We start from the raw sequence: 13,995 nt of genomic DNA on the forward strand, positions 1-13,995 counted from the left end.
AAAGGACATATCAAATGAGTAATCCTCAAGAACGCGCGGGAGCGGTTCGCAAGGGCAAGAAGGGCCCGACCAAGGGAAGTGGCGGCAAGGGCCGTCGTTCCTTGGAGGGCAAAGGCCCGACCCCGAAAGCCGAGGATCGTCCTTACCACAAGGCCTACCGCACCAAGGAGCTGGCCGAACGTGCAGCTACCAAGCGCAGCGCAGCTAAGCGCAACGACCGGATCAAGGTCAATGCCGAGATGGTGACCGGGCGTAACTCGGTTGTTGAAGCTTTGCGCGCTGGAATTCCAGCCAAGGCGTTGCACGTTGCTATTCGTATCGAGGTCGATGACCGAGTACGTGAGTCGTTGAAGCTTGCTAACGAGCTTGGCATCCCACTGATGGAAGCCAACAAGGTAGAACTTGAGCGGATGACCGACGGCGCAATCCACCAGGGCCTCGCCCTGCAGATCCCACCGTATGAGTACAAGGACGCCGTACAGCTGGCACAGAAATCCGTCAAGGATTATGCCCGCGGCTACAAGCGCACTCAGCCACTGTTCATTGCTTTGGACGGAATCACCGATCCACGTAACCTTGGCGCCATCATTCGTTCCGCCTCGGCCTTCGGCGCTGACGGTGTGATTATCCCAGAACGTCGCAGTGTAGGGATGACCGCTTCGGCGTGGAAGACCAGTGCCGGTGCAGCGGTACGAGTACCAGTTGCTAAGTGCAGCAACCTGACCAATGCACTGAAGGAAATTAAGGCCGCAGGCATCTTCGTGATCGGGTTGGACGCCGGCGGCAATATGGATCTGCCCAATCTCGAGCTAGCCACCGGGCCGCTGTGCATCGTTGTCGGTTCGGAAGGTAAGGGCCTGTCCCGTCTGGTTCGCGAAAACTGCGACGCGATCGTCTCGATCCCGATTGATTCGGCTATGGAGTCGTTGAACGCATCGATGGCGGTCGGCATCTCGCTCTATGAGGTTTCGCGTCTGCGTAACGCCGAAAGCAAGTAGAAGTTTTCTTTCCAGTTGGGCCTGTTTCCTGTGATTCCGCGGGAAACAGGCCCAACAGCTTTAAGCGTGAGCTGCTTCATAAGAATGTTTTTGGCAGTTTTTCTCTGGAATCGGAGCTAAAAGCGCAGCTATTTCCCGGAATGGCAAGGAAGTTTGGGTGAATAACGGGCAATCTGGCCGATTTTGCGTTCACCCCAGAGACGTGTAGAGTTTCTTCTCGCGCCGCTTGAACGGAAACCCCGAGAGGGAATGAAATTCAAGTGACGTGAACAAGTGGAAAACATGGAGTTGACAATAGTCAACAAGATGGTAACCTTGTAAAGTTGCTCCGGAGCGAAGCAGCTGCCGATTGTGGTGGTTGTGGTGTCGAGAGTGTTTGTTGTTTGAGAACTCAATAGTGTGCCAAGTTTATTGATACCGAATTATTTTTAATTTGGTGGATATATAACATTTGCTTGGAATGATACACCCCCGTGTGTTGTTCCGAGTGTTTTTATTCGCCAGGATTTTATCACTGATTCTTCCCTTATTTTCCGAGGGGTTTCGGTGGCTTTTTGTTTTTTATGGAGAGTTTGATCCTGGCTCAGGATGAACGCTGGCGGCGTGCTTAACACATGCAAGTCGAACGATGACCCCCAGCTTGCTGGGGTGATTAGTGGCGAACGGGTGAGTAACACGTGAGTAACCTGCCCCCGACTCTGGGATAAGCCCGGGAAACTGGGTCTAATACCGGATATGACCTTTGACCGCATGGTTTTTGGTGGAAAGATTTATCGGTTGGGGATGGACTCGCGGCCTATCAGCTTGTTGGTGAGGTAATGGCTCACCAAGGCGACGACGGGTAGCCGGCCTGAGAGGGTGACCGGCCACACTGGGACTGAGACACGGCCCAGACTCCTACGGGAGGCAGCAGTGGGGAATATTGCACAATGGGCGAAAGCCTGATGCAGCGACGCCGCGTGAGGGATGACGGCCTTCGGGTTGTAAACCTCTTTCAGTAGGGAAGAAGCGAAAGTGACGGTACCTGCAGAAGAAGCGCCGGCTAACTACGTGCCAGCAGCCGCGGTAATACGTAGGGCGCAAGCGTTATCCGGATTTATTGGGCGTAAAGAGCTCGTAGGCGGTTTGTCGCGTCTGCCGTGAAAGTCCGAGGCTCAACCTCGGATCTGCGGTGGGTACGGGCAGACTAGAGTGATGTAGGGGAGACTGGAATTCCTGGTGTAGCGGTGAAATGCGCAGATATCAGGAGGAACACCGATGGCGAAGGCAGGTCTCTGGGCATCTACTGACGCTGAGGAGCGAAAGCATGGGGAGCGAACAGGATTAGATACCCTGGTAGTCCATGCCGTAAACGTTGGGCACTAGGTGTGGGGGACATTCCACGTTTTCCGCGCCGTAGCTAACGCATTAAGTGCCCCGCCTGGGGAGTACGGCCGCAAGGCTAAAACTCAAAGGAATTGACGGGGGCCCGCACAAGCGGCGGAGCATGCGGATTAATTCGATGCAACGCGAAGAACCTTACCAAGGCTTGACATGTTCCAGACCGCCTCAGAGATGGGGTTTCCCTTCGGGGCTGGTTCACAGGTGGTGCATGGTTGTCGTCAGCTCGTGTCGTGAGATGTTGGGTTAAGTCCCGCAACGAGCGCAACCCTCGTTCCATGTTGCCAGCACGTAAAGGTGGGGACTCATGGGAGACTGCCGGGGTCAACTCGGAGGAAGGTGGGGATGACGTCAAATCATCATGCCCCTTATGTCTTGGGCTTCACGCATGCTACAATGGCCGGTACAATGGGTTGCGATACTGTGAGGTGGAGCTAATCCCTAAAAGCCGGTCTCAGTTCGGATTGGGGTCTGCAACTCGACCCCATGAAGTCGGAGTCGCTAGTAATCGCAGATCAGCAACGCTGCGGTGAATACGTTCCCGGGCCTTGTACACACCGCCCGTCAAGTCACGAAAGTTGGTAACACCCGAAGCCGATGGCCTAACCACCTTGTGTGGGGGGAGTCGTCGAAGGTGGGACTGGCGATTGGGACTAAGTCGTAACAAGGTAGCCGTACCGGAAGGTGCGGCTGGATCACCTCCTTTCTAAGGAGCTAACCAATTATTGGTTGCCCGTTTCTGCCACGAGTGTTGGCAGGCGGGTTGCTCATGGGTGGAATATCAATGAACTCAGTACCGGAAAACGCGTTGACCTGATGGTTGGGGCGGGGTATTGGCTATGGCTGCATGGTGTTCATGCTCTTTTAGTACGCGTCCCTTTGGGGGTGTTGGAATGAGGGTGTGGGGGTTGTGCGGTTTGTATGGTTTGGCATGCTGTTGGGTTTTGAGGCAACAAGCGTCCTGTCCCTTTGGGGGTGGGTGTTTGGTGTTTCAGTGTTTGTCCTGTGTCTTTGCGCGCTGGCTTAATGGGTTCCTTTTTGGGGGTCTTTGGTCGGTGGTGCGGGGGTGTGGGGTTGTTGTTTGGGAACTGTATAGTGAACGCGAGCATCTTATAAGATGACCATGTCGGATGCCTTTCGGGGTGTTCTTGCGTGGTTGTTTTGTGATTTTGTTGATTGTTTTATTGCTCAATCTGAGACTTTGATTTGTGTTGAAGTTTTTAAGGGCGCACGGTGGATGCCTTGGCATCAGGAGCCGATGAAGGACGTGGGAATCTGCGATAAGCCTGGTGGAGTCGATAACCGGACGTTGAGACCAGGATTTCCGAATGGGGAAACCCCGTACGGTGTCATGCCGTATGACCTGCAGCTGAATGTATAGGCTGTGTGGAGGGAACGCGGGGAAGTGAAACATCTCAGTACCCGCAGGAAGAGAAAACAATAGTGATTCCGTTAGTAGTGGCGAGCGAACGCGGATGGGGCTAAACCGGTTGGTGTGTGATAGCGGATAGGCGTTGCATCACCGGGGTTGTGGGGCCTACATGTGCTAACCCTATCTGGTTAGCGGGATGAGGTGCAGGCGTATAGGTGAATCGGTTGGAATGCCGGACCAGAGAGGGTGATAGTCCCGTAGGTGTAATGCGTGTCTGCCGTTCTAGTGTGGGTACCCGAGTAGCACGGGGCTCGAGAAATCTTGTGTGAATCTGCCAGGACCACCTGGTAAGCCTGAATACTACCTGATGACCGATAGTGAATCAGTACCGTGAGGGAATGGTGAAAAGTACCCCGGGAGGGGAGTGAAATAGTACCTGAAACCGTGCGCTTACAATCCGTTAAAGCATCCCACTTGTGGGGTGTGATGGCGTGCCTTTTGAAGAATGAGCCTGCGAGTTAGTGCTGTGTCGCGAGGTTAACCCGTGTGGGGAAGCCGTAGCGAAAGCGAGTCTGAATAGGGCGTTTGAGTGGCACGGTCTAGACCCGAAGCGAAGTGATCTACCCATGGCCAGGTTGAAGCGCGTGTAAGAGCGCGTGGAGGACCGAACCCACTTCAGTTGAAAATGGAGGGGATGAGCTGTGGGTAGGGGTGAAAGGCCAATCAAACTTCGTGATAGCTGGTTCTCCCCGAAATGCATTTAGGTGCAGCGTTACGTGTTTCTTACCGGAGGTAGAGCTACTGGATAGCTAATGGGCCCTACAAGGTTACTGACGTTAGCCAAACTCCGAATGCCGGTAAGTGAGAGCGTAGCAGTGAGACTGTGGGGGATAAGCTTCATAGTCGAGAGGGAAACAGCCCAGAACGCCAACTAAGGCCCCTAAGCGTGTGCTAAGTGGAAAAGGATGTGGAGTTGCTGTGACAACCAGGAGGTTGGCTTAGAAGCAGCCACCCTTGAAAGAGTGCGTAATAGCTCACTGGTCAAGTGATTCCGCGCCGATAATGTAGCGGGGCTCAAGCACACCGCCGAAGTTGCGTCATTCAAATATTTGCCTGGTTTCGATTGGGCGTTTGGATGGGTAGGGGAGCGTCGTGTGGACGGTGAAGTCGCGGTGTAAACCAGCGGTGGAGACCACACGAGTGAGAATGCAGGCATGAGTAGCGAATGACGGGTGAGAAACCCGTCCGCCGAATGATCAAGGGTTCCAGGGTCAAGCTAATCTGCCCTGGGTGAGTCGGGACCTAAGGCGAGGCCGACAGGCGTAGTCGATGGACAACGGGTTGATATTCCCGTACCGGCGAAGAACCGCCCATACTGAGCTTTTGATGCTAACCACCACTGAGCATGATGTTGCGGCCTTCGGGCTGCTTTTGTGTGAGGTGCTGGGAACCAATTTTGTGAGGTAAGCGTATTAACAGGTGTGACGCAGGAAGGTAGCCGAGCCAGGCAATGGAATTGACCTGGTCCAAGGGTGTAGGCCGAGAGATAGGCAAATCCGTCTCTCATTTATGGTTGAGACCTGATAGGCACCCACTTCGGTGGGTGATTTGGTGATCCTATGCTGCCTAGAAAAGCATCGGCGCGAGGTTCTAGTCGCCCGTACCCCAAACCGACACAGGTGATCAGGTAGAGAATACTAAGGCGATCGAGAGAATCATGGTTAAGGAACTCGGCAAAATGCCCCCGTAACTTCGGAAGAAGGGGGGCCTGCCCCGTGAGGAAGACTTGCTCTTCTTTTGCGGGTGTGGGCCGCAGAGACCAGGGGGAAGCGACTGTTTACTAAAAACACAGGTCCGTGCGAAGTCGCAAGACGATGTATACGGACTGACTCCTGCCCGGTGCTGGAAGGTTAAGAGGACCGGTTAGCAACTTGTTGCGAAGCTGAGAATTTAAGCCCCAGTAAACGGCGGTGGTAACTATAACCATCCTAAGGTAGCGAAATTCCTTGTCGGGTAAGTTCCGACCTGCACGAATGGAGTAACGACTTCCCCGCTGTCTCAACCATGAACTCGGCGAAATTGCAGTACGAGTAAAGATGCTCGTTACGCGCAGCAGGACGGAAAGACCCCGAGACCTTTACTATAGTTTGGTATTGGTGTTCGGTGCAGCTTGTGTAGGATAGGTGGGAGACTGTGAAGCTCGGACGCTAGTTCGGGTGGAGTCATCGTTGAAATACCACTCTGGCTGTACCGGTCACCTAACTTCGGACCATGATCTGGTTCAGGGACAGTGCCTGATGGGTAGTTTAACTGGGGCGGTTGCCTCCTAAAATGTAACGGAGGCGCCCAAAGGTTCCCTCAGCCTGGTTGGCAATCAGGTGTCGAGTGTAAGTGCACAAGGGAGCTTGACTGTGAGAGTGACAGCTCGAGCAGGGACGAAAGTCGGGACTAGTGATCCGGCGGCACCTCGTGGAAGGGCCGTCGCTCAACGGATAAAAGGTACCTCGGGGATAACAGGCTGATCTTGCCCAAGAGTCCATATCGACGGCATGGTTTGGCACCTCGATGTCGGCTCGTCGCATCCTGGGGCTGGAGTAGGTCCCAAGGGTTGGGCTGTTCGCCCATTAAAGCGGTACGCGAGCTGGGTTTAGAACGTCGTGAGACAGTTCGGTCCCTATCCGCTGCGCGCGTTGGAAATTTGAGAAGGGCTGTCCTTAGTACGAGAGGACCGGGACGGACAAACCTCTGGTGTGTCAGTTGTACTGCCAAGTGCACCGCTGATTAGCTACGTTTGGAAGGGATAACCGCTGAAAGCATCTAAGCGGGAAGCCTGCTTCGAGATGAGATTTCCATGCACCTTGAGTGTGAGAGGCCCCCAGCTAGACCACTGGGTTGATAGGCAGGATGTGGAAGCAAGGACTAAAGACTTGTGTAGCTGACCTGTACTAATAGGCCGATGACTTACAACACACACTAAAGCAATCGTTGAAGACAATTATTGCTCGCGTTCACTATACGGTTACGAGACAACAACTCTTGTAGCACACTGGATCATTGGCTTGATCGTCAGTATTTCCGGCTCACCTTGGGTGGGTTGGGGGTGGTGATGGGTCGGGGTGGTGGTGTGGTTCATAAGACTTAATGGCACTGGATCATCAGGTGTTGTTTCGAGACTGTTACGGCGGTCATAGCGTGGGGGAAACGCCCGGTCCCATACCGAACCCGGAAGCTAAGGCCCACTGCGCCGATGGTACTGCACTCGTGAGGGTGTGGGAGAGTAGGTCACCGCCGGACTTAACTTGAAGTACAGAATGGTTAGTCTGTTTTGATGATGGTTTGAGGCCCTTGCACCTGGTGGTGCGGGGGCCTCACCTGTTTAACCCGCCGTACCGGCGGGGTTGGTGTGGGGTTCTGCCAGGTATGTGGTGGGACCCTTTTCTTGTTTACCCCGTTCCTTTATTAGTAGGAGTGCTGCGACCTTTCTACAGCCAAACACTTATGCGAGCTCCTGGAGGCCAGCCCCACACCAGACTCGCTGCCGATAATTTTCGTTCCGGAAAAATCCACTGGGCATCCGTCGTCAGACCTGTCATCATCGTTAGACTGACGATAACTTGGCTCCACAAAAGTAGCGCCTCGAAGACTGGCTGGCAATGATCCGCTGTCAAATTCGAAGCCGTGCGACGCCGCTGTCATAGGAGAGCGCGTAGCTCCGATAACTAATGGTTATATCCGCCGACATATCCTCGTGGCTGCCCTCCAAAGCAGAGTGCGACGTGCACGGAACATGCTCTCATCAAACACCGAGCTATGAGCATTGGCAGGATATGCTCGACTTCCGGGTTATGTGCCAAAAAGTGTGTACAGATGACGCGCTGAAGTGGATTCAGCGACGCCCTCCCCACCCTTTTTGCACTCCATTACCGTCATCCCAACTGAAATGCTTGTCGTAAAGCACCGGCCCAATAGGCTCATCCTTGATGATCTTCGGCGAGGGTTTCTCGGCCCAATGCCGCTGCTGCACGAACGACCACGGATCCTTCGGGTTTTCGACGTGTCGATACAAATACCAGCGCACGAGCGCTATCGAATGCTCCGGCGTCAAGCCTCGGTGCAGTCGTAGCTGGTCCTTGATACCCGCGTTGATACCGCCTTCGAGCGGGCTTGTGGTCCGAGGCAACACCTCGCCCTCCAATGCCAGGTCCAACCACTGAAAAAGTTGATCCTTCTTCAAAAGGTTGTGGAAGAGCTTCTCGCCTCGGCGCAGGTTGATATGGGTGTACCACCACGTTTGATTAGGGCTGACGTACGAAGGCCGAGACTCAGACTTCCCTTTGGCATAGGTTCGTTCTTTGAGCGTGACTGTGTGCATGGACTGCCACTGATAGAACTGCTCGGTCCACTGATTCGCTTGTTCCTTCGTCTCAACTTTCATCAATGCCCGGGTCAAGGTAAGTAGCTGCTGACCTGGGACTGTGCGCGGGTTCAAAGTGAGGTGCTTAACCATGGTTTGGCGGATATGGAAGAAGCAACGCTGGATCTTCGCTTCCGGCCAGAGTCCGGTGATCACAGACTCCAGCGCCCCATTCCCGTCAATGACGGCGATCTGTGGTGGTGCCATGCGTTGGAGCATGCGGGTCCACGAGGCGGTCTTTTCACGGTCGCAGAACTGCCAGTCGATGATATGAGTACCGTTGAAAGCGGTCAGGGCGCAGTAGCCGTTGAAGTAGGTGCCATCGAGCATGAGGTATCGATGTTGTTCGCCGGTTTGCTCAAGGTGTGGCTGGACTTGCCAGCACCAGGCGGTGGTGCGGTGGAAAGTCCGCCGAGGGGTTTGTAGCTCGGAAATACTGTGTTTCCCGGTGGCCCAACGGTAGAAGCCGGTGAACTGTCCTTTCGCGATGATATCGGGGCGGGAAACAGTGCTGGACGCGCCGCAGTTCTTGCACCGCCAGCGGGTGCGTCCAGCGCCTGTTTTCCCGTTCTTGACCAGCTTATTTCCGCATACATCACAACGGGGTTGGTTTGCAATTGTTGCCACGGTACATGCTTTCAAAGCATGTGTTCGTGGTGTTATTCCTAGTGATTACATGTTTTCGGGGAGTTCTGTACACACTTTTTGGCACTTAACCCCGACTTCCTAAAATATCAGCAAACGCGGAAGCCAAGCCTTCTGGATGGGCCAAAGATTCGTATCCTTGCCGACAGGGAGCAATCGAGTAGGCTTTGCAAAAGTTCCATTCACATTTTCCTGATCGTACGAAAAGGGCGCCTAATGATCAAGACACCGCGTGAATTTCTTAACCAACTGGCCACTGTACTTTCCGCAGAACAACTAGAATTGCGTGTGGAAGTACTACTGGAGAATTCGCGGGACTTCGGTCAGCTCGTTGGCGAGCCCATCATGCCGCTGGCGGTGGTCTACCCCGGGACAGTTGACGACGTTCAAAATATTATGAGACTGGCTTATGAGCATCACATGCCAGTTATTTCGCGTGGTGCCGGAACCGGCGTATCTGGCGGTGTACACGTGACCGGTGAGTGCATTGTCCTGAACCTCATGCGGATGAACCGTATCTTGGAAGTTCGTCCCGACGATGAAGTCGCGGTAGTTGAACCTGGAGTGATCAACTATGACTTGAATTTAGCTGTCGCCGACCATGGGCTCATGTACGCGCCGGATCCAGCCAGCTACAAGATGTCTACCATTGGTGGCAATATCGCCACCAACGCTGGCGGGCTACGTTGTGCCAAATATGGAGTGACACGTGAGTCCGTATTAGCAGTAGACGTTGTCTTATCAGATGGTCGTTTAATCCATGTTGGCCGAAATACCTTCAAGGGAGTAGCCGGCTACGATCTCACTGCCATGTTCACAGGCTCGGAGGGAACGTTAGGCGTCATAGTTCGCGCCGTGGTGCGCTTACGATATTTGCCGGTGGACGAGCGAGATATTTCGATGCTGTTTCCTAGTTTGGAAGCAGCGGTTCTCGGTGTGCAAAGGATAGCTCGCGTTCGTGTGCAACCGGCCATACTGGAGCTGCTTGATTCGCCGACAATTCGGATACTAGATGAGCAATACGCGACGAATTATGCGGTGCATGGTGGTGCCATGCTTTTAGTCAGACTTGATGGATATGGATCGGAAAAGGAAGAAAGCGTCCTGCGGGAGACTTTCGCTAACCAAGAAGTCATTCTCAGTGCCTCTGGAGCGGGTGACGCTACTGCACTGATCGAAATGCGACGTACGAGCCGCGGTGATACTAAAGATGACGCGTATCGAATGGGTGAGGACGTTGCAGTGCCAAAGAGCAAGATGACTGGCTACGTGCGTGAATTGCGAGAGATCGCTTACCAGCACAACGTAGATGTCAGGGTCATTGCTCACGCGGGGGATGGCAACCTGCATCCGACGTTCTCTGTTGAACCTGGTTCTGGGATCGATCCGTTGGCCCGACTTTCGAAGGCGTTGGAAGGATCAATCCGTTTAGCTATAGAGATGGGTGGAACTATCACCGGCGAGCATGGCGTCGGTCTTATCAAGCGTGAATGGTTGGGATGGGAACAGGCTCCTGATGTTTTGTCACTCCAGCGAGAAATCAAGGCACTGTTTGACCCGAAGAATATTCTCAATCCTGGGAAAGCATTCTAAGACTTTTGAATGGCGTCCCGCTTCAGGGTCAATCGTTCACAGATAAATTCAATGCTGTCCTTTTCTCGGGTGGAGTGTCTAATCGTTGTCGGGTACGGGATATGGAGCAGTTTGGCAGCGCGCGTCGTTCGGGACGACGCGGTCGGATGTTCAAATCCTTTTATCCCGACAACCATGTATAAAAGAAGATCCGGTGGGTTCTCTTTTGCTTGGAGGCACCTTCTTGCCACGGCTCCTTCTAAAGAGCTGCGGTATCCGTGACCACCGCTGCGGGTTCCTCGCATCCGAAGAAAGCGTTCATTCTCCCGTAAACCTGCACCTCAACTCAATAGAGCTGTAGATCACTCGAGGATAAGGGGCCAAAAGATGCCTAAATCCGTTTTCTTATGTATAGTTATATCTCGTGCTAAGGCATTTCAAAGAGAATGATCTTGTAGATCTTCACTGAGAGAAGCCACGTCACATTGGGATATGGTGTAATTGGCAACACAACGGTTTCTGGTTCCGTCATTCTAGGTTCGAGTCCTGGTATCCCAGCGCTTCACCAGAGCAATCTGGTGAGTTGAAGAGAAATCTTCAGCGTACGGCCCCATCGTATAGCGGCCTAGTACTCCGCCCTCTCACGGCGGCAACACGGGTTCGAATCCCGTTGGGGTCACATATAGAAACGCGGAACTTCGGTTCCGCGTTTTTGCGTTAAGCTCCCGCTCATCGAGGCTCATGTACGTTTGGCGAAGATGGGGTTCGAAGACATCTTTCGCCGCAGCCCGATGAGCGGCAGCATCAAAGCCGGAACGTATGTTGACTTAGTTGGCAGTCCAGTAGCCGGTGCAACTATAACTCTTGTGACCGCGTGGGTCGTAAGTAGATCAGGAAAACCTCTACAGCCCTGGAACAGTTTTAGCCGAAGCTGTACTTCGCACGCGGTTGGCCCATCGGGAGCTAACGGAACTTCCTATTATTCCGCCTAGGCGATTCTTGTAACTCACTAGCATGCCTCAGTTTCTCTGGGCACTAGGATGAGGAGCCAGCTAAAGGCCGGGATTGGCTAATACCTATTTGAGGTTGTTCCATGCCGTCAACCTGGTGGATCTGCGATTCTCATTTTCCGGCTGCCTTGCCCGGCTGCCTTAACTGTTGGGGCGTTCGCGTTCCGAAGTCGAACTTAGTTGAAACCAGCCGTTCGGATCGTCTAGAAGTCAGCAACGACGATTACGCGTGGGAGCGCATAACTTAGGTGGCGTCGCATATGGGCCGCAAACATGGTCTTCTCTTTGAATATCAATCGCGGTAAGACGGCGTTGTTGCGGGTGCAATAGTCCTGTGTGCACGGTCACCCCGGAAAAGGGCCTCCCGATTTGAAACATCCCGGAAATCTGTGTATAGTTTTTATCTGTCGCCGAAACAAGGCCGGAACAAAAATCGGTACAAAATTCGGTGATAATCCCCAGAAAATCAAGAGTTTTACACAGGTCACTGTGGATAAATCAAAATTAATGGGAACCAAGAATACCGATTCAAATCACAAACAATTGATTTGACTTTCAGGAATTCAACGGTATAGAATATAAATATAACGCTGGACGAAATTGCCGCTTGAAAGAGTGGGCAGAGAACCGGTAAGTGTTTGTTGTTTGAGAACTCAATAGTGTGCCAAGTTTATTGATACCGAATTATTTTTAATTTGGTGGATATATAACATTTGCTTGGAATGATGCACCCCCGTGTGTTGTTCCGAGTGTTTTTATTCGCCAGGATTTTATCACTGATTCTTCCCTTATTTTCCGAGGGGTTTCGGTGGCTTTTTGTTTTTTATGGAGAGTTTGATCCTGGCTCAGGATGAACGCTGGCGGCGTGCTTAACACATGCAAGTCGAACGATGACCCCCAGCTTGCTGGGGTGATTAGTGGCGAACGGGTGAGTAACACGTGAGTAACCTGCCCCCGACTCTGGGATAAGCCCGGGAAACTGGGTCTAATACCGGATATGACCTTTGACCGCATGGTTTTTGGTGGAAAGATTTATCGGTTGGGGATGGACTCGCGGCCTATCAGCTTGTTGGTGAGGTAATGGCTCACCAAGGCGACGACGGGTAGCCGGCCTGAGAGGGTGACCGGCCACACTGGGACTGAGACACGGCCCAGACTCCTACGGGAGGCAGCAGTGGGGAATATTGCACAATGGGCGAAAGCCTGATGCAGCGACGCCGCGTGAGGGATGACGGCCTTCGGGTTGTAAACCTCTTTCAGTAGGGAAGAAGCGAAAGTGACGGTACCTGCAGAAGAAGCGCCGGCTAACTACGTGCCAGCAGCCGCGGTAATACGTAGGGCGCAAGCGTTATCCGGATTTATTGGGCGTAAAGAGCTCGTAGGCGGTTTGTCGCGTCTGCCGTGAAAGTCCGAGGCTCAACCTCGGATCTGCGGTGGGTACGGGCAGACTAGAGTGATGTAGGGGAGACTGGAATTCCTGGTGTAGCGGTGAAATGCGCAGATATCAGGAGGAACACCGATGGCGAAGGCAGGTCTCTGGGCATCTACTGACGCTGAGGAGCGAAAGCATGGGGAGCGAACAGGATTAGATACCCTGGTAGTCCATGCCGTAAACGTTGGGCACTAGGTGTGGGGGACATTCCACGTTTTCCGCGCCGTAGCTAACGCATTAAGTGCCCCGCCTGGGGAGTACGGCCGCAAGGCTAAAACTCAAAGGAATTGACGGGGGCCCGCACAAGCGGCGGAGCATGCGGATTAATTCGATGCAACGCGAAGAACCTTACCAAGGCTTGACATGTTCCAGACCGCCTCAGAGATGGGGTTTCCCTTCGGGGCTGGTTCACAGGTGGTGCATGGTTGTCGTCAGCTCGTGTCGTGAGATGTTGGGTTAAGTCCCGCAACGAGCGCAACCCTCGTTCCATGTTGCCAGCACGTAAAGGTGGGGACTCATGGGAGACTGCCGGGGTCAACTCGGAGGAAGGTGGGGATGACGTCAAATCATCATGCCCCTTATGTCTTGGGCTTCACGCATGCTACAATGGCCGGTACAATGGGTTGCGATACTGTGAGGTGGAGCTAATCCCTAAAAGCCGGTCTCAGTTCGGATTGGGGTCTGCAACTCGACCCCATGAAGTCGGAGTCGCTAGTAATCGCAGATCAGCAACGCTGCGGTGAATACGTTCCCGGGCCTTGTACACACCGCCCGTCAAGTCACGAAAGTTGGTAACACCCGAAGCCGATGGCCTAACCACCTTGTGTGGGGGGAGTCGTCGAAGGTGGGACTGGCGATTGGGACTAAGTCGTAACAAGGTAGCCGTACCGGAAGGTGCGGCTGGATCACCTCCTTTCTAAGGAGCTAACCAATTATTGGTTGCCCGTTTCTGCCACGAGTGTTGGCAGGCGGGTTGCTCATGGGTGGAATATCAATGAACTCAGTACCGGAAAACGCGTTGACCTGATGGTTGGGGCGGGGTATTGGCTATGGCTGCATGGTGTTCATGCTCTTTTAGTACGCGTCCCTTTGGGGGTGTTGGAATGAGGGTGTGGGGGTTGTGCGGTTTGTATGGTTTGGCATGCTGTTGGGTTTTGAGGCAACAAGCGTCC

Annotated in this window: 3 protein-coding genes, 3 tRNA genes and 4 rRNA genes; 9 read left to right on the top strand and 1 reads right to left on the bottom strand. The window is 53.5% G+C overall.

Annotated features, from left to right (window positions below; all coding sequences use genetic code 11):
* Positions 1-14: 14 nt before the first annotated feature.
* The 4 genes from rlmB to rrf all read left to right on the top strand — a co-directional run bounded on the left by rlmB (position 15) and on the right by rrf (position 7,044).
* Positions 15-998 (top strand): 23S rRNA (guanosine(2251)-2'-O)-methyltransferase RlmB, encoded by a 984-nt coding sequence (gene rlmB / locus LG294_RS02625; RefSeq protein ID WP_404289254.1) that lies wholly within the window; start codon positions 15-17, stop codon positions 996-998.
* Positions 999-1,558: 560 nt separating this feature from the next.
* Positions 1,559-3,084 (top strand): 16S ribosomal RNA (locus LG294_RS02630).
* Positions 3,085-3,588: 504 nt separating this feature from the next.
* Positions 3,589-6,720: ribosomal RNA gene (locus tag LG294_RS02635) — 23S ribosomal RNA — on the top strand.
* A gap of 207 nt (positions 6,721-6,927) precedes the next feature.
* Positions 6,928-7,044 (top strand): 5S ribosomal RNA (rrf, locus tag LG294_RS02640).
* The 16S, 23S and 5S rRNA genes sit together here, the layout of an rRNA operon.
* Positions 7,045-7,636: 592 nt before the next feature.
* On the opposite strand, the gene LG294_RS02645 is transcribed toward rrf, so the two are convergent.
* The gene (locus tag LG294_RS02645) at positions 7,637-8,791 is read right to left on the bottom strand and encodes an IS1249 family transposase (protein ID WP_404285512.1); all 1,155 of its coding nucleotides are present in this window, start codon (positions 8,789-8,791) and stop codon (positions 7,637-7,639) included.
* A gap of 234 nt (positions 8,792-9,025) precedes the next feature.
* Between LG294_RS02645 and LG294_RS02650 the strand changes: the two genes are divergently transcribed.
* The 5 genes from LG294_RS02650 (at position 9,026) to LG294_RS02670 (ending at position 13,739) form a co-directional block, all read left to right on the top strand.
* Positions 9,026-10,402 carry an FAD-binding oxidoreductase gene (locus tag LG294_RS02650; protein ID WP_404289256.1) on the top strand — a complete coding sequence of 459 codons (1,377 nt, stop codon included), beginning with the start codon at positions 9,026-9,028 and terminating at the stop codon, positions 10,400-10,402.
* A 95-nt stretch (positions 10,403-10,497) separates the two neighbouring features.
* Positions 10,498-10,571: transfer RNA gene (locus LG294_RS02655), tRNA-Pro, on the top strand.
* A 296-nt stretch (positions 10,572-10,867) separates the two neighbouring features.
* A tRNA-Gln gene (locus tag LG294_RS02660) sits at positions 10,868-10,939 on the top strand.
* A 48-nt stretch (positions 10,940-10,987) separates the two neighbouring features.
* Positions 10,988-11,060 (top strand) — tRNA-Glu (locus LG294_RS02665).
* A 1,153-nt stretch (positions 11,061-12,213) separates the two neighbouring features.
* Positions 12,214-13,739 (top strand): 16S ribosomal RNA (locus LG294_RS02670).
* The last annotated feature ends 256 nt before the right edge of the window (positions 13,740-13,995 follow it).

It is taken from the genome of Glutamicibacter arilaitensis (genome assembly GCF_044793945.1).
Classification (GTDB): domain Bacteria; phylum Actinomycetota; class Actinomycetes; order Actinomycetales; family Micrococcaceae; genus Glutamicibacter; species Glutamicibacter arilaitensis_B.

Excerpts from the sequence above, each read along its gene's own strand:
- LG294_RS02650 (WP_404289256.1), top strand. The coding sequence starts at position 9,026 with ATGATCAAGACACCGCGTGAATTTCTTAACCAACTGGCCACTGTACTT.
- rlmB (WP_404289254.1), top strand. The coding sequence starts at position 15 with ATGAGTAATCCTCAAGAACGCGCGGGAGCGGTTCGCAAGGGCAAGAAG.